At 61.3% G+C, this 16,755-nt stretch carries 12 protein-coding genes; 7 read left to right on the top strand and 5 right to left on the bottom strand.

What is annotated here, in order from left to right:
- Positions 1-10 precede the first annotated feature (10 nt).
- The 3 genes from cysS to ruvA all read left to right on the top strand — a co-directional run bounded on the left by cysS (position 11) and on the right by ruvA (position 3,069).
- Positions 11-1,657, top strand: a complete 1,647-nt coding sequence (gene cysS / locus VHX65_11915; GenBank protein HEX3999249.1) for a cysteine--tRNA ligase — start codon at positions 11-13, stop codon at positions 1,655-1,657.
- A 127-nt stretch (positions 1,658-1,784) separates the two neighbouring features.
- A complete protein-coding gene (gene ruvC, locus VHX65_11910) occupies positions 1,785-2,315 on the top strand; it encodes a crossover junction endodeoxyribonuclease RuvC (protein HEX3999248.1) in 531 nt (176 codons plus the stop codon).
- 115 nt (positions 2,316-2,430) lie between these two features.
- The gene (ruvA, locus tag VHX65_11905; GenBank protein HEX3999247.1) at positions 2,431-3,069 is read left to right on the top strand and encodes a Holliday junction branch migration protein RuvA; all 639 of its coding nucleotides are present in this window, start codon (positions 2,431-2,433) and stop codon (positions 3,067-3,069) included.
- 173 nt (positions 3,070-3,242) lie between these two features.
- On the opposite strand, the gene VHX65_11900 is transcribed toward ruvA, so the two are convergent.
- Both VHX65_11900 and VHX65_11895 read right to left on the bottom strand, forming a co-directional pair.
- Positions 3,243-5,441, bottom strand: a complete 2,199-nt coding sequence (locus VHX65_11900) for a hypothetical protein (protein HEX3999246.1) — start codon at positions 5,439-5,441, stop codon at positions 3,243-3,245.
- 184 nt (positions 5,442-5,625) lie between these two features.
- Entirely contained in the window at positions 5,626-7,479 is a 1,854-nt protein-coding gene (locus VHX65_11895) for a sigma-70 family RNA polymerase sigma factor (protein HEX3999245.1), read from the bottom strand.
- Between the two features lie 638 nt (positions 7,480-8,117).
- On the opposite strand from VHX65_11895, the gene VHX65_11890 reads away from it, so the two are divergent.
- Positions 8,118-9,755 (top strand): acyl-CoA carboxylase subunit beta, encoded by a 1,638-nt coding sequence (locus VHX65_11890; protein HEX3999244.1) that lies wholly within the window; start codon positions 8,118-8,120, stop codon positions 9,753-9,755.
- Positions 9,756-9,811: 56 nt separating this feature from the next.
- Positions 9,812-10,339 (top strand): hypothetical protein, encoded by a 528-nt coding sequence (locus VHX65_11885; GenBank protein HEX3999243.1) that lies wholly within the window; start codon positions 9,812-9,814, stop codon positions 10,337-10,339.
- On the opposite strand, the gene VHX65_11880 is transcribed toward VHX65_11885, so the two are convergent.
- Both VHX65_11880 and VHX65_11875 read right to left on the bottom strand, forming a co-directional pair.
- Entirely contained in the window at positions 10,311-11,189 is an 879-nt protein-coding gene (locus tag VHX65_11880) for an ATP-binding protein (protein ID HEX3999242.1), read from the bottom strand. The genes VHX65_11885 and VHX65_11880 overlap by 29 nt on opposite strands.
- A gap of 24 nt (positions 11,190-11,213) precedes the next feature.
- Positions 11,214-11,447 carry an ATP-binding cassette domain-containing protein gene (locus VHX65_11875; protein ID HEX3999241.1) on the bottom strand — a complete coding sequence of 78 codons (234 nt, stop codon included), beginning with the start codon at positions 11,445-11,447 and terminating at the stop codon, positions 11,214-11,216.
- A 131-nt stretch (positions 11,448-11,578) separates the two neighbouring features.
- Between VHX65_11875 and VHX65_11870 the strand changes: the two genes are divergently transcribed.
- Together VHX65_11870 and VHX65_11865 are read left to right on the top strand one after the other, a co-directional pair.
- Positions 11,579-12,979, top strand: a complete 1,401-nt coding sequence (locus tag VHX65_11870) for an acyclic terpene utilization AtuA family protein (protein HEX3999240.1) — start codon at positions 11,579-11,581, stop codon at positions 12,977-12,979.
- Between the two features lie 126 nt (positions 12,980-13,105).
- On the top strand, positions 13,106-14,485 hold the full coding sequence (locus VHX65_11865; GenBank protein ID HEX3999239.1) for a cytochrome P450: 1,380 nt from the start codon (positions 13,106-13,108) through the stop codon (positions 14,483-14,485).
- Here the strand turns inward: VHX65_11865 and VHX65_11860 are convergent.
- Positions 14,457-16,715: a hypothetical protein gene (locus tag VHX65_11860; protein ID HEX3999238.1), complete on the bottom strand. Its 2,259-nt coding sequence runs from the start codon at positions 16,713-16,715 to the stop codon at positions 14,457-14,459. The genes VHX65_11865 and VHX65_11860 overlap by 29 nt on opposite strands.
- Positions 16,716-16,755 lie beyond the last annotated feature (40 nt).

Here is a 16,755-nt window from a genome sequence, read left to right as displayed (position 1 = left end):
CATCGAATCTATGAGCACGGTAAAAGCCGAAAAGATGTCGTCCACATCCGCGTCAGCAATCGCCGGCGGCCCATCCCCCGCCCCGCTACGGCTCTACAGCACGCTCAGTCGCAACAAAGAGCCGCTCGTGCCGGTCACACCCGGCCGCATCGGGATTTATCTCTGCGGGCCGACGGTCTACAAGCCGAGCCACATCGGCCACATGGTCGGCCCCGTGATCTTCGACGCCATCAAGCGCTATCTCACCTACTGCGGCTATAAAGTTACCTGGGTGGTCAATATCACGGATGTCGACGATAAGTTGATCGTCGAATCGCGCCAGCGCGGCATTCCCATGCCGCAGCTTGCCGCGGAAATGACAGCCGACTACATGCGAAATCTTGAGACCATGGGCATCGACACGATCGACCATTTCCCCAAGGCGACCGACAACATCGACGAAATCGTCCGCCTCACGCAAACGCTGATCGACCGCGGCTATGCCTACGCCTCGGCCGGCGATGTGTATTTCGATGTCGGCCGCGATTCGGAATACGGCAAGCTCAGCCATCGCACGCTGGAGAGCGTGCAAGGCGAAGGGGGCGAAATGGCCGAGCGAAAACGCTCGCCCGCCGATTTCGCGCTCTGGAAAAGCGCCAAGCCGGGCGAACCCTCATGGGACAGCCCGTGGGGCACAGGCCGCCCCGGCTGGCATATCGAATGCTCGGCGATGAGCCGGCGGATTTTGGGCGAGACGTTCGACATCCACGGCGGCGGCCTCGATCTCGTCTTCCCGCATCATGAAAACGAAATCGCGCAGAGCGAATGCTGCCACGGCAAACCACAGGCGAAATACTGGCTCCATAATGGCCTGATGCAGGCTGCCGGAGCAGCGGGCAAAGTCGGCGGCCGCGGCGATAGGGGCCAGGGACCAGGGGGCGGGGGTCAGACGGAGGATGTTGATTCGCAACAATCGGCGCAGCAGGCGGGCAAGATCAGCAAATCGACCGGAGCGACGCCGTTCACCGAGTTGCTTCAGCGGCACGCGCCCGAAGCGATTCGCTTTTTCCTGCTATCGACGCACTACCGCAGCCCCATCCAATACAGCGAAGAGCTATTGGCCGAAACAGGCCGCAGCATCGAAGCGTTTTATCGCTTCTTCAAGCGCTTCGAGCGCGTGGCCGGGCAAAGCTTCTATATGCTCGATGCGCCGTCCACACGAACCGCCGGCGAATTCGATCCGGGCAACGACGCCACACTGAAGCAAGTCGCCGAAATGCGGATCCGATTTCAAGAAGCGATGGACGACGATTTCAACACCGGCTCGGCCATCGCCACGCTTTTCGATCTCGTCCGGCTTGCCAACAAATTCGTCGATAGCGAGCGGCTCGAAGTCGCCTCGCAACCGACCGCCGATCAAATGAAAACACTGGTGCAAACCGCGAAAACGCTGCGCGAACTCTCCACCACCCTCGGCCTGTTCCGCAAGCCGGTCGAGCAGAAATCGTCGGCCGACGATTCGTTGATTGCCCCGTTGATGGAGCTATTGATCGATCTGCGCGCCGCCGCTCGCAAGAACAAGGATTTTGCGACCGCCGACAAAATCCGGCAACGATTGACCGCGCTCGGAATCACGCTCGAAGACCGGCCCGGCGGCACCGAGTGGAGCAAGAATTAGGGTGAGGGGATAGGGTGAGGGGATAGGGTGAGGGGTTACGGCGCGAAAACCGCAAGCGCGGCTCCAAACCGTTTGAGATGGCGGCTCGCTTGCGGTTTCGCGCGTTTTGCCGGCACAACGGTCTCTTATGTCGCAGCGATCCGTCGTTCCTGCTCCAGGCCTCATTCTCGGGATCGATCCGGGATTGGATACGACCGGCTACGGTGTCTTGCAACCCGCGGTCGGCGGACTGCGGTTGGTCGAGGCCGGAGTCGTGCGCGGCGGGCCATCCAGTCAACCGTTGGCCGAGCGGCTCGCGGAAATTCATCGCGGCGTCGCGGAAGAGATCGCGGCGGTTCGCCCGGCGGCAATGGCGCTCGAACAGTTGTATTCGCACTACGCGCATCCGCGAACGTCGATCCTGATGGGCCATGCGCGGGGCGTGATTTGCCTTGCTGCGGCCGAGGCGGGGATTCCGGTAATCTCCTACAGCGCGACCCAGATCAAGCGGATCCTCACCGGCAATGGCCGGGCGCCGAAATCACAAGTGCAGCAAGCGATTCAACGTGAACTGCGCTTGGCCAACTTGCCGGAACCGCCCGACGTTGCCGACGCCCTGGCCGTCGCCCTCTGCCATTGCTACCTTGGAAGGAAACTAGGGATTAGGGCGAGGGGCTAGGGCGAGCGATCGCAAGCGGGCTGCCACACTCCGCTGGAAATCGCGGCTCGCTTGCGGTTTCGCGCGTCTGCCCGTCGTCGCTAACCCCGCACCCTCACCCTGACCCTTTCCTAAGTTGATTACCAAAATCACCGGCACACTTCTGAGCGTCGAACAGGTCGAATTGATCCTGAAGATCGGGGCGTTCGAATACGAGGTGTTGATTCCCGATTTCGTTCGCCGGCGGTTGCAGCTTGAAGTCGGCCGGGAGATCAGCCTGCACACGATCGAATATCTCGAGGGAAATCCGGCCCACGGCCGGCTCACGCCACGGCTGATCGGCTTTCTCAGCCCCGTCGAGCGGGAGTTCTTCGAGCTGATCTGCGAAGTCGATGGCGTCGGCTCGAAAAAAGCGCTGCGCGCGATGGTGCGGCCGGTGCGAGAAGTCGCGACGGCCATCGAGGAGCAAAACGCGAAGCTACTGGCAACGCTGCCGGGCATCGGCCCGGCAATGGCCGAACGGATCATCGCCAAGCTGCGGCGGCGGATGTCGAAATTCGCGCTGCTCGTGGCTCGTGAAGAACCGATTGAAACGGTGGGGAAGCGCGACGTGGTCAGCGAGACGTTCGAAGTGCTTCGCTCGCTGGGCCATAGCGAAAGCGACGCACGTCGGCTGCTCGACGCCGTGCTCGCAGAGAAAAAGAAGTTCAACGACGTGCAAGACCTGATCCAAGCCGTCTATCAGTACACGCACTCGGCGAACAAGAAACTCTGACGCGCGAAAAACGCGAGCGAGCTTCAAAGCAAGCGGCGGATTGCAGCTCGCTTGCGGTTTCGCGCGTCGGCCCTTTGGCTCAGCCGAAAAATAACTTCCGTTTTCCAACCCCTCACCCGCCCCTCTCCCGCAAGGGGAGACGGGCTGCGGAGAAGCTATTTTTTGGCCGAGCCTCAGGCCCGCTTCTGCCGCCCGATCAGGATTGGCGTTCCCGAAGTGCCGTTCTTCTTCGGATCCGGAATCGCGCCCAGTTCGATGAGCAAGCGCTCGACGCGTTTGTGGACCGCGGGCGTTTGTTTGACCACGATTGCTCCGGGCACGCCGTGCAAATACGCTTCGCCCGTCCAACTCTTCGGTTCGATTAAATCGTGCACGACGGCCACGAAGTCCTCGGCGGGCAGGTCGGGGTTTAGCTTGTAGATCCGCATCGACAAATAGGGTTTCGCCTGTTTGTCGGCCTCTGGTTTTGCGCCGCTCGGGATTGCCTTTCGAGCCGGCTGCAATGCGACTGCCTCGCGGAGTTTTGCCAGCGTCGCCGCGATTTCTTCATGCGCCGAACTCGTCTGGTCGACCACGACCGCTCTGGCCGCGGGCAAATATGCGGCGTAAGCGTTGCCGCTTGCGCCCGACGCTTTTTGCCGATCGAGCGGGGCCCACGTTTCGGGCTGCACATTGTGCGTGATCGCATCAAGCAGTTGGGCGTAGTCGTCGTCGATGCCGTTGCGGTCGATATCGCCGCCGATCAAATCGCCGACCGGATAGACCCGAATCGTCTGCAAATCGGCGACCGCGTCTTGGGATGTGATCACAAGGGTCTCATCGCTCACCGTGAACGTTAGTTTGCCTTGCGGCAGCAACGACTTGAGCATCGTTCGCAACGATATGCCGCCCGCGCAGAGCGTAAAGGTCTGTTTGTTTTCGACCGACTGCGGGACCGCGGAATCGATGTGCACCGGAATGCCGGAATGTTCGCGAATCCAGTCGGCCAATGGATCGAGCTTCTCGCCGTTGAACGCAACGATGACGTTCGTGTCCAAGGCCGCCTCGACCGCCGAATCATCGGCTCCGACAATGCTCATTCCCAGATTCGTCGACGGATTGTATTTCGAGGCGGGCAGATCGCGCGCCTTGCGAAGCGCGGCCAGCAAGCCGGCCACCTTCTGCTGCACCGGCTGATCCTGCCGCACTGTCAACGTGCCGTGGAATGGATTGCAATCCTGAATCTTGTCGACTTCACCAGACCACGCGGGGCATTGGATCACTCCGGTAATCAGATTCACCAGCGGATCGTAGTCCAACTCGACCGCGTCGTCGTGGCTGTCGAAACCGGGATGGGCCACGACCAGCTGGCGAATGTCGTAAACCGCCGTGGTGGCGGGAAGCTGGTCCGGCTTGGCGATCAGGATTCCGCCATGATCGATCGACCACGACAAACCGACATCGCGGAGCACCAGATTCAGCGCGCTGGCCGCGGAGACGCCCTTGAGATGGACCGACACGATCGGTTCGGCCGCAGCCTCGTCGGCGTCGCTGTCGCGATCCGGGGGAGCATTCTTTTCCGTGCTTTTTTCGGAATTGTTGTTTTCGGCGTTCTTGGCAGGGCTTTTGACATCTTTGTCAGCCGGAATTTGTGCCTTATCGGTTGGTTGATCGGCAGGCTTGTCGCTGGCTTTGTCCGCCGGCTTCTCGGCGGGTTTGACGGTTCGTTTTTCCGCGGGTTTCTCGGGGGTTTTCTCGGCCGGCTTCGGGCTGGCCTTGGCGTTGCTTTTTTCGACCGGCTTTTCCGGCGTTTTATCGGCGGCCCGCTCGCTCGGCGTGGCCGGGGCCGTTTCGGTCTTTTTCCCATCCGGAGCCTTGTCGGCGGGTTTTTCCGGCGTCACCTCAGGAGCTTTTTCCGCTGGTCTTGTTCTTTTTTCCTCGGGGATTTTGTCTACCGGCTTTTCGGTTGGCTTCTCGAATAGCCTTTCGACGGGGGCGGCATCCAGCGTTTTCGGACCGGCTTTGGCGTCGTCCGAAGTGGCAAGCGCGCCTGGAGCGATGTGGATTTCAAGACCCGTTTGGCCCTTAATGGCCGTCACAAAATCGCTTAGCGGAGCGGCCGTTAGCTCCAGATCGACTCTCTTGGCCAGTGCCCGGTCGATCGCCGGGGCGGGCATCGGGGAAGTAAGCTGCGTAGTCGCCGGCGGACTGAGGGGCGTGGTTTCCGCCGGAACGGGCTTCGCCAGTTGCTTCGGTTTGGCGGGAGGAAGCGGCCGGATGGGAGCAGGAACTTTCGCCGGGATTTTTTCCTCCGCCGGAGCGGTGGCTCCGCAGCCCACTCCGGTCGCGATTAGCGCGGAAGCGATCGCGATCAAAATCCACTTATTCGACATGGTCCTGCTCCTCCGGCCCCTCACGAAATCGGCCCCTGCTCGAAAGTCCACCTTAAAGCGTAAAGCTGTCGAAACTGCTTGGCAAGCCGCCGGATAAGGGGTCAGAGGCCGAGCTTCGGAATCGAAGTCGCTAGCACCCGCGGCACCCGGCAGCGCTCCATCGATGCGTCTCTTCCGCTCCCGTTTATAGGCTGTTCGTGTCGCCGCATGGCGGCATGCTGGCACATGCATCGAGCGACACGCCCCCCACCGATGTCCCGCCGAACGGCACATTTTCGACCGGCGCGCCTCCGAGCGGCGACGGAGCGAAGGCTTGTGCCGAATCCAAGAAGCTCGCTAGCGCCTGGCAGCGCGACGGCTGCTGCAGCTTGCGGACCGCCTTGGCCTCGATCTGGCGGACCCGTTCGCGAGTGACCGAAAAGATTTGCCCCACCTCCTCGAGCGTGTAGGCATAGCCATCAACGAGGCCATATCGCAACCGTAGGATTTCCCGCTCGCGATAGTTCAGTTCCGAAAGAACGTCGGCGATGCGGCTTTTGAGCGACTGCTGATTCACATCGTATAGCGGATCGTCGTTGCGATGGTCTTCGATGAATTCGCCGAAAAAGCTGTCATCGTGGTCCCCCACCGGCTGGTCGAGCGAAAGAAGCTGGCGGGTCATTTTCATCACGCAACGAGCATCGTCGATCGACAGGCCCGCAGCTTCGGCGGCTTCCTCGACGCTCGGCTCGCGCCCGGTTTGCTGCACCAGATCTCGGGTAACATTGCGCACCTTCGTCATCGTGTCGATCATGTGCACCGGCAAGCGAATCGTTCGACTTTGATCGGCGATGGCCCGGGTGATGGCTTGGCGGATCCACCACGTGGCATAGGTGGAGAACTTGTAGCCGCGGGCATGTTCGAACTTATCTACCGCCCGCATCAAGCCGGTATTTCCCTCTTGAATCAGGTCCAAGAAGCTCAGGCCGCGATTGCGATACTTTTTGGCGATCGAGACTACCAGTCGCAAGTTGCCGGCCGAGAGCACTCGCTTGGCTTCGTCGTATTTCCGCTGCCAATAGTTGGTGTGGCGCATGCGGCGGATCAGAGTCGAGGGGCTTTCCAACGTGATCCGCATCAACTGCCGCAGCTCCTTCCGCAAATCGTCGAGCGAGCCGATCGAGCCGCCGTCGCCGCGGGCCAGATGATCGCGTAGAACGACGATCCGCCGCGAAATCTCGTTGATCTTGTCCAACAGCGGCTGAAGCCGGTTGGTGCGCAGGTTGAGTTCTTCGACCAATCGCACCGCCTTATTGCGGCGACGAACGAGCCGCCGCCATGCTTCGTGGCGGGCTTGCATCGGCTGGCTCTTGGCGATCGCGATGTAAAAGTCTTTGCGGTTCTGCCGCAGCAAATGGCTGATCGTCGTCAGGTTCGGGCCGAGCCGCCGAAGCAGGTTTTTCTTTTCGGCCGTATTGGTTACCGACACTTCGATGGTCCGATCGAGGCGCAGCTTGCCGTCGCGGACCTTTCGCAACAGGGCCACGGCCCCTTGCAGCAGATAGTCGCTCGCCAGCATCGTGTTGCGGAAGCGAAGCCGGGTGCGCTCGATTTCCTTGGCGGAAGCGATTTCCTCCGCTCGCGACAATAGCGGAATCTCGCCCATCTGCATCAGGTACATCCGCACGGGATCGTCGATATGGTCGTCCAAGCCGGTCGAATGATCGGACGATTCCTCGCCGAATTGCTCCGGGGCGTTGGGATAACCGGCCAGCGTGACCTCGTTTTCCCCTTCTTCATCCTGGTCGTCGTCGAAGTCGTCGTGTTCCACCGCGTGTTCGACGGCCGGCGCGATCGGTTCGTCGAGCGGCTCTTCGATCCCGAGGCGGTCGCCACCGGACACTTGCTCCGACGACGACCGTTTGCCCGATGGCTTCACGAAAGTCGCGGGGCCCGAACGTCGGCCGGAAGCGATTCCAGAGAGGGAGGCGCCATTCTTACGAACCGGAATTTTTTTCATTGCGACTTTCTTCGAGGGGAGCTTCTTTGACTTGGACAAGTGCGACTCCTTAATAGATTCAAGAGCTCCGCTTCACAGTGTCGGGCTGGGTGAAGCGTTGTCTTAGGAGTCGAGAAGCAGCTTGGATGCCGGTGCTGCGGGTGGCTATGACAGCGACTAGTTGCAACTCCTTGTTGTCAAATTATTTGCGCTTGATAATGCGCATTGGCTTTTTGCCTCGAATCCCCCAACGCATGTGGCGGCAAGGCATCATTTCGTTGATGCCGACGATGCAGACCAGCATCGAGATGTGAGCCGATTCCAGACGCGAATAACGGCCATCGCCACAAACGCCCCTCTAAGGTCATATGCGCGGCCGAGCCGCTTTGTTCTCTTGCCGGCGATTCATTTGTCCGCTTTGTTCTTAAGCAACAGGTTCGATAAGATGGCGAATCGGCTTGGGCATAGCTTGCCGGGTTTCACTGCGCAGCCTTTGGCCGCAACCAAAGCAGCAGGCACACTCCGTGTGCCGTTCGCCCTGCACTGTGCGCAACGCACCGCGGAGCGCCGACGGCACACGGAGTGTGCCTACTACGATAAAGGCGTTTTTCGTCGCTCCTTGCAAAGAATTCATGGTTAGTGGCGCCCGAAGCGAACTGGCGACTCAGGTCGCAAGGCCAGCAAATCGATTCCCCCCTATGCCGCGATATCCTCAAGCCGCCGATTCCGAGACACTCGCGGCGCTTGTCGCCCGGTTTCGCGAAGCCGAGGCGGAAATCACGTTGGGCGGCGGCCGGGCCGCCATCGAGCGGCAACACGCCAAACATCGCCTCACCGCCCGAGAACGCATCGAGCGGCTGTTGGACCCCGGCACGCAATTCTTCGAACTCGGCTTGTGGGCCGGCTGGCAGATGTACGATGCCTACGGCGGCGCTCCCGCGGCCGGCGTCGTCACCGGGATCGGCACCGTCGCCGGTCGGCGGCACATGATCATCGCCAACGACGCCACCGTCAAAGCCGGCGCCTTCTTTCCGGCCACGGCCAAAAAGGTGCTCCGCGCGCAGCGAATCGCCATGCAAAACCGGCTGCCGCTCATTTACCTTGTCGATTCGGCGGGCGTGTTTCTGCCGTTGCAGGAAGACGTCTTTCCCGATGAAGACGACTTCGGCCGTATCTTCCGCAACAACGCCATCATCTCCGCGGCCGGAATTGGCCAAATCGCCGCCATCATGGGCAATTGTGTCGCCGGCGGCGGCTATCTGCCGGTGCTCTGCGATAAACTGCTGATGACCGATGGCTCGGGCCTGTATCTCGCCGGGCCGGCGCTCGTCAAAAGCGCGATCGGCCAGGAAGTGTCGAGCGACGAGCTCGGCGGGGCCGAGATGCATGCCCAAATCAGCGGCACGATCGACTACCGCGATCCGGACGACGCAAGCTGCCTCGCCCGACTGCGGAATTTGCTTGCCGCCCTGCGCCCCGACGAGCCGCAGCCGCCGGCTCCCTTTGCCCGCGTGCAGGCCGTGGCTCCGAAGCGGCCGGGCAGCGATTTGTACGATATCGTCGGCACCAATCCGCGGGTCGAATACGAAATCCGCAGTGTGATCGATTGCTTGATCGACACCGATAGCTTCGCCGAATACAAGGCCGAATATGGCCAGACGGTCGTTTGCGGCACGGCGCGGCTGGGGGGATTTTCGGTGGGGATTGTCGCAAACCAACACCATCGAATCCATCCGGCCGAGGGGCCGTTGCAATTCGGCGGCGTGCTCTACGTCGATAGCGCCGAAAAGGCGGCGCGGTTCGTGATGAACTGCAATCAAGATTGGTTGCCGATCGTCTTTCTGCAAGACGTAAACGGCTTTATGGTCGGCCGCGATAGCGAACGAGAGGGGATCATCAAAGCGGGGGCGAAGCTCGTGAGCGCGATCAGCAATTGTCGCGTGCCGAAGATCACCGTAATTTTAGGCGGCTCGTTCGGTGCGGGCAATTACGCGATGTGCGGAAAAGCGTTCGACCCGCGGCTGATTTTCGCCTGGCCCACCGCCCGAGTAGCCGTGATGGGAGCGGACCAAGCCACCGGCACGCTGCTGGATATTACGATCAAGAAACTCGAGCGCGAGGGACACGCCGTCGATGCCGGCGAGCTGGCCCAACTACGCGACCGAGTGGGCAGCGACTACCATCGCCAGATGGACGTCCGCTACGGCGCCGCCCGCGGCTGGATTGACGCGATTCTCGACCCCGCCGAAACCCGCGACGCGCTGATCCTGTCGCTAGAAACCGTCACCCGCCACGCGGAGCTGGAGCCATATCGGCTGGGAGTGTTTCAGGTGTGAGGCGCGGCATCGCATTTCCGCCACCGTGGCAGAGCGGATCGCAACGAGTCCACACAGTGAGCGGGAATCTGTGCGTTGGGCCGCGCCCAAACGTACAGAATTTTGGCGGCAGTTTCTACCTGCTCGGGGGTCACTGGCGGTTTGTCAGTGTCTTTGTCGTCCTCCCGAACCGTTTCACCGTGAAGACACTTCACCCACGTTTCGACCTGCCACTTCGGAACCAGAATAGCAACGGGCTCCGCCGGCCCGATAGCAGCTTGAGAATTCTTGGCCAATTCGTCGTGCAAAGTCTGCTCGCGCGCGCCGATGCTGAGATTATCTGCGTCCGTGATTACAATCAACACGACGCTCGCGTGCCGGCCGCGACACGCCGCAACTTCCAGGGAAAATCGCTCGCGAACGAATTGCGAACCACTTCCTCGGCCGGCTGGCAACTGCACGTTGCGTTTCCGGTGCAGCAGGACAGCCCTGTTTGCAGGGCATCGCTTAAGGTAATGCCATACCAAGTTCTGGTGTTCCTGGTCCTCGGCCAAAATCACGATGTTGCTCCAGCGGTCAACCATCTTCCCATCCCCGAGCCATGATCTCCGCAGGGGTGAGCGTCGAGTCAGACGGCGGCGCGAACGGGCGGACACGCGTCGGACCGGCGTCGAGCCGCTCGATTACGACTCCGCTGCGAGGTGCAAGTTGGTTGAGAAGTTCCGGGTGATGCGAAACCAATAACACCTGTGACCCGTTATCTTGCGCCCGGTCCAGTAAGGCGGAAAACCACGGTTGGATTTCACGCAGGGCGACAAAGTTATCCGGTTCATCAATGCACAATGTCGAACGGTCCGTGAGGGCACAGTGCAAAATGGTGTAGAGGCCAACCAGCGCACGCTGTCCGTCAGAAAGTTCATCGAAGGCATAGGACCGCGTCTTCCCGGTGCCATCACTGCCGGTTCGGATGGCGACGTGAAGCAGCCGCGTTCCGCTAGGGGGCCCTTTTAGGTCCAAGCCATCAAACCCTTCGATCACCATTTGGAGCGACGAACGTAGCTCATCAGTCGCCGCGCTGCTGTCTTGGCGAAGATGGCGATACCACTCGGCGAAGTTGGAGAGGTCGTGCGTGGGGTAGAGCACCTCTCTTTCCGCTTCCGATCTCATTCGCTTTGGATCGACCTGCACAGACAGCAACCGGTCCAGCCACAATTTGAACCACATCAGCTTGGTGTTGTCAGCTCGCGACTCAATTTCAGCCAGGAATGATCGCCTCGGGGAAACCTCGAACTGTGTCCGGTCCTCGAATCGGTCGTTGTGCAAATGGACGACACCGTTCTCGAAAAGGTACAGTGGCTTTCCGTCAAGAGACAAACGTTCTTTCTTGACCCGTGGCAGTGGTTGTGGGTAACCTGCTTCATCCACGACCAGTTCGTAGGTGTACGTACCCGACATACCCTTGACATCCATTTCAAATCGTTAGTCGCGGATGTCTTGCCGGCGGGTTCGGGTCGGGCCACCGAGCCGAATCTGGCTGGGATCTTCATTGTTGACAAGCTCGCCACGGGCCGCAAAATCCCGAATCAGTTCGAGCACCTCGAACACCGTGGACTTGCCGGCTCCGTTGCGGCCCATAAGCAACTGCGTCGCGTCCGGCCGGAACTCGAAGTTCACTAAACACTTGTAGTTGTCGCAATATAGTCGTGTCAGCATGACAGACATTGTACTGGAGAGACCATAGAATTGCAGCCGGCGGTCGATTTTCGCGACATTGCATCCTGCTGGCCGTGGTACCAAGCAATGCAGGCGATAAAAGCCGAACGAGTTTATGGAGAGGGAAACAAATGTTGCTACCGCCGCTCCGCATCGCCAACGGCGCCGGCTTCTTGGGCGATAATCTCGATGCGCCGCGATTGGTCGTCGAAGCGGGCGGGGTCGATTATCTTACGCTCGAATATCTCGCCGAGCTGACGCTTTCGATCCTCGCTCGCGCTCGCGAGAAAGATCCGGCGGCCGGTTATGCCCGCGATTTCATCACCGTGCTCAAAAGTCTTTGCCCGGCGCTCGTCGCTCAGCCGCAATTGCGAATCGTCACCAATGCCGGCGGAATGAATCCGATCGCTTGTGCCCGAGCGGCGGCGGAAGTGCTGCGGGACGCGGGGATTGTCGATGCGGTGATCGGTGTGGTGACCGGCGATGATATTCTTGGTCGGTTGCAAGAAATTCAGGACGGCGGGTGCGACTTGGAGAATCTCGATACGGGGCGTCCGCTTGCCGAGTTAGCTAGTCAGGCTGGAAAGCCTGACCTACGGGCGATTGTCAGCGCGAATGTTTATTTGGGGGCCACGCCGATTGCCGAGGCGCTGGCCGCGGGGGCGCGGATAGTTATCACCGGCCGCGTGGCCGACGCTTCGCTAACGGTGGGACCGGCCACGTTCGAGTTCGGTTGGAAGTGGGACGATTGGAACGCGCTGGCCGGCGCCAGCGTTGCTGGACACTTGATCGAATGCGGCGCGCAGGCGACCGGCGGTCTGTATCGCCATTGGCAGTCGCTCGACTTGGCGAACGTCGGTTATCCGATCGCCGAACTAATGGCCGATGGCACGGCGACAATCACCAAACCGCCCGGCACGGGCGGGGCCGTCACGCGGCAAACCGTCGCCGAGCAATTGGTCTATGAGATCGGCGACCCGGCCCATTACTTGACGCCCGATGTGGACGTCGATTTCACCACGGTCGAATTGTCCGAAACCGGACCAGACCGCGTGTCGGTTCGCGGCGCGACGGGCCGGCCGGCGCCGCAAACGTACAAAGCATCGCTCGCTTATCGGGCCGGTTATTCCGCCAGCGGGCAGCTATTGGTCTACGGCCACGACTGCGTGTCAAAGTCTCGCCAGTGCGCGGACATGATTTTGCGCCGCGTCGCCCGGGCGGGGTACACTTTCGAAGCGTCGCACGTGGAATGCTTGGGGGCCGCCGCGAGTGTTCCGGGGCTACATCCGCCGCCGGCCGATCTGAGAGAAGTCGTGCTGCGGCTAACCGTTCGCGATCCGCGGCGCGAGGCCGTCGAGCGGTTCACTGCCGAATTCGCTCCGCTCATCACCAGCGGGCCGCCCGGCTTGGCGGGCTACGCGGCCGGCCGGCCGGCGGTGCGGCCGGTGCTGGCATACTGGCCGGCTTTGGTGCCGCGAAATTTGATCGCCGCGAAAGTCGAATGCCGGTCCGCCGCCGATTGGATAGAATGACGCGTAGGTTAGGCTTTCTAAGCCTGACGGCAACACAATAATTCGGCGGCTAGCACCTCGCCGCTCACTTCCGCGTCGAAATCCGTTAGCGGCAAGGCGCTAGCCGCCGGTGCTGGAGAACGCCCAATGGCAGCCAAATTCGATCCGCCGCGAGTGAAGGGCCGGCCGATTGTCGGCAATGTCGGCGAGTTGCGGCGGGATCGACTCGGCTTTTTTCTCGATTGCGCGCGAAAGCATGGCACGATCGTGCGCATGAAATTCGGGCCGCGCGAGCCGGTGCTGATCAGCGATCCGGCATTGATCGAACAAGTGTTGGTTACGGAGAACCGGCATTTCGTCAAGAGCCGGCCGTTTCAGCTTCTGCAAGGCGTGCTCGGCGATGGGCTCGTGACAAGCAGCGGGGCGCTTTGGCTCCGCCAGCGGCGGCTCATGCAGCCGGCATTCCACCGAGGCCAAGTCGAGGCCTACGCCCCAATCGTCGTCGGCCTGACTGAGCGAACGCTTGCGCAATGGCGATTAGGCCAGACGTTTGACCTGCACGCGCAGATGATGCAGCTGACGCTGGCGATCGTTGCCAAGGCGCTGTTGGATGTCGAAATGACCGCCGATTTCGAGCGCGTCGGCGCAGCGATCGACGTGCTCATGGAAGATTTTGTCTACCGGCTCGGCAATCTGATGCCGATTCCCAAGCGCGTGCCGACGCCCTGGAATCGCCGCGTCCAGCGAACCATTGCCGAGTTGGACCAATTGATCTACGGCATCATCGCCGATCGCCGCGGCAATCCCTCGGCGGGCGACGATCTGCTGTCAAGAATGATGCGGTCGCAAGACGCCGACGACGGCAGCGCCATGAGCGATCGGCAATTGCGCGATGAAGTGATTACGCTCCTCTCCGCCGGGCATGAAACCACGGCGACGGCCCTCGCTTGGACATGGTATCTGCTGGGCAAGCACCCCCAGGTGGAATCGCGGCTGCGGGCCGAATTGCAAAACGTGCTCGGCGGACGAACGCCGACGGTGGCCGATGTGCCGCGATTGCAGTTCGTCGAACAGATCATCATGGAATCGATGCGGCTTTATCCGCCGGTGTTTGCGATGGGACGGATGGCCAAGGAGCCATGTGTTATCGGCGGATTCGACATCCCGAAGGGGACGGCGTTTCTGATGAGCCAATGGGTGAGCCATCGCGACCCGAAGTATTTCGATGCGCCGGAAGAATTTCGCCCCGAACGCTGGGCGGACGAACGCATGCGGCAGTTGCCGAAGTTTGCCTATTACCCGTTCGGCGGCGGGCCGCGGCTGTGCATCGGCGCGCCGCTGGCGATGCTCGAAGCGGTGCTGATCGTGGCAACGGTCGCACAGCGATTTCGCTTCGAGTTGGTCGAAGACCATCCGGTGAAGCTATGGCCGTGCGTAACGCTGCGGCCGCGACACGGCATCAAGGCGATCTGTAGGAGTGCGGCTTCGACGTCGGCCGCTATTTCTTCTTTGCCGGCTCCGATTTAGCGGAATCCGCTTTCACCGGCGGCGGTGCCGGCTTCGCAGACTTGTCCGATTTCGGAGGCTCCGTCTTTGCCGGCGGAGCCACGTTGATCCGCAGAACCGGCGTATACGTCGTCGCCTCGACGCTCTTGCCGTCGGCGCCGAGCAGTTCGGCGCGGATGGCCAATTCGTATTCCGATGCGGGCAAGTCGCCGGGAACGACAAGCTGCGCGGTCGCCTCGCTCGCGGCGGCCGGAATCATCGGTGAACCGTCCAACCGCAATGCCCGTTTTGGATCGGGCACTTCTGTTTGAGCGTCTTTCTTGTTTTTCTGCTTCACACGGACTTTCTTTTCCGGCATTGGCTGACTGCTGACAAGCGACAGCCGCACGGCCCCTTTGGCCGCGGCTTGCCCCGACCCTCCGGCAACACCGCGAGTGAATTTCACGGCCAGTGGCACTTTTTCGCCCGGCTTGAAAACCGTCGCGCCCGGATCTCCTAACAGTTGTTCCGTCGAACCCACCCAAGCAACGTCGATCGATGGCCCACCGGTCCGCGCAACCGCGAACTCCGACCGAAGCCACGGCTGCCAAACCGTTGCCCCCGCGGGCGGCAATTCCGCGACGCGAACCAGATGGGCGGCGCCCTCGGTCGCCGTGCCGCCGATCGTTACAATGCCCGCCGTCGCCGGTCCTTTGTCGGCGGGCAGCGAAACGAGCGCCTCGTCGATTCCGGCGTCGATCAACGTGTCTTTTGCAGTGATGCCCGATGGCAGCCCATGAAATGAAATTTCGATGGGGCCGTTGTAATCGGTACGTCGAACTGCAATCCGCATCAATCCCATCCCGCCGGGCGGAATCTCGCTGCGATCGCTATCGAGCGACAGAGAAAAATTGGGCCGGTCGAGCCGCGATACGGCCAAGTGATAGATGCAATCCGGGCCGCCGCGACCGGCCACTTCCTTCAATGCGACCACCAAGACATGCACGTTGCCGGGCACCGTGAAATCGAGGCCCGGATCGACCGTTCCCGGCTGATCGTCGTTGGCCGCCATCTGGCCGCCATGCTCGTCGCGGATTGAGAGCGAACAATCCACCGGCGAGCCGATTCGTGAGGCGAGCACTTCGAATCGCAGTCGCTCGTTTGGCTCGACATTGACGCGATATAAATCTTCTTTAGCAGGCGAGAACCGTCCGCTGATGCCTGCCGGCGCAGTGATTTCCTGCAGCGCGGCCTTCGTGGCGTCGCTCTGCTTCGCACTCGTCGCTCGGCCCAACAACTGCATCGCTTCCGGCACATCGCTTGCCAACACGAGTGGGCGAAAGCCCGACATTTGTTTTCCCGCCGGCCAAGGCGCCGGCATGTCGGCGGCATCGGCAGGCATGTTCAGTTCCACTGTCGTGTTGGCGGGCAAGTTCGTGTCGGCGAATTCTAACGTCGTCTTGGTGCCGCGTTGAACGACGGGCGGAAACACCATTGCCGCATAATTCCACTCACCGATCTTCAGGCGGTAATAACCAGGGTTGCCGGCTTGGTAGACGGCATCGTGCAATTCGACGCGATATGGACCATCGGAAGGCGCGGTGAACGTCAGCCGGGCGTCGCCGCCGAGTGATGCTTTCCCTTCGGCCCAGGCGAGCGGCACGCCGCGATGGTCATACACATGCATGACCGGATCGAGCAAGGATCCCAGCCGCCGGGCCTCGACTTCGACCACGATCTGCTGACCCGCTTTCAGCCTCACGATGTCGCTGGCGATTTCGCCTCCGGCGAGCGATCCCGACAACGCGACGGGCAACGAATCTGCCGGCAGGCCCCTTGAATCCGGCCGCGGCGAGGCGCTCATCGGCCGCTCGGGAAGCGAATCCACCCCGATGGCGATCGGAGGGGAAACTCCGGCATCGGTCGCCAGCCGAAGCTGATAAATGCCCGCCGGCACGCTGCCCTCGAGGGCCACCTCAATTTCGACATGCCCGGCGCTCGCACCGGGGCGAACCGTTTGCTTCGCAATCGGAGCGTCGAGCAAGAGCCGCGGCTGCGGCTGCAGATTGGCTCCGTCGATGGCGAGTGTGGTCGTTGCGCTGGTTTGCAATCCGCGAAGCGAAAGATTGCCGATCGACGGCGGCGCCGCATCTGCAACGGCAGCGATGGCAAAACCGCAGACCAAAGCTGCAGCATACATCCATCGAGCCACGGCAAAACCCGAGCCGGTGGCACAACGGAGTGCATGCGCAAGTTGGCCTGCGAAGGTCATGGGATTACCTCCAACGAGAAAGCGGTCGGTTGCCGTCTGG

Source organism: Pirellulales bacterium, from assembly GCA_036267355.1.
Classification (GTDB): Bacteria; Planctomycetota; Planctomycetia; order Pirellulales; family DATAWG01; genus DATAWG01.
Note: the sequence above shows the minus strand (reverse complement) of the source record. Positions and strands in the feature narration are given on the sequence as shown.

Excerpts from the sequence above, each read along its gene's own strand:
- VHX65_11875 (HEX3999241.1), bottom strand. The coding sequence starts at position 11,447 with ATGCTGACACGACTATATTGCGACAACTACAAGTGTTTAGTGAACTTC.
- VHX65_11860 (HEX3999238.1), bottom strand. The coding sequence starts at position 16,715 with ATGACCTTCGCAGGCCAACTTGCGCATGCACTCCGTTGTGCCACCGGC.
- VHX65_11865 (HEX3999239.1), top strand. The coding sequence starts at position 13,106 with ATGGCAGCCAAATTCGATCCGCCGCGAGTGAAGGGCCGGCCGATTGTC.
- ruvC (HEX3999248.1), top strand. The coding sequence starts at position 1,785 with ATGTCGCAGCGATCCGTCGTTCCTGCTCCAGGCCTCATTCTCGGGATC.
- VHX65_11890 (HEX3999244.1), top strand. The coding sequence starts at position 8,118 with ATGCCGCGATATCCTCAAGCCGCCGATTCCGAGACACTCGCGGCGCTT.
- VHX65_11870 (HEX3999240.1), top strand. The coding sequence starts at position 11,579 with ATGTTGCTACCGCCGCTCCGCATCGCCAACGGCGCCGGCTTCTTGGGC.
- cysS (HEX3999249.1), top strand. The coding sequence starts at position 11 with ATGAGCACGGTAAAAGCCGAAAAGATGTCGTCCACATCCGCGTCAGCA.
- VHX65_11900 (HEX3999246.1), bottom strand. The coding sequence starts at position 5,441 with ATGTCGAATAAGTGGATTTTGATCGCGATCGCTTCCGCGCTAATCGCG.
- VHX65_11880 (HEX3999242.1), bottom strand. The coding sequence starts at position 11,189 with ATGTCGGGTACGTACACCTACGAACTGGTCGTGGATGAAGCAGGTTAC.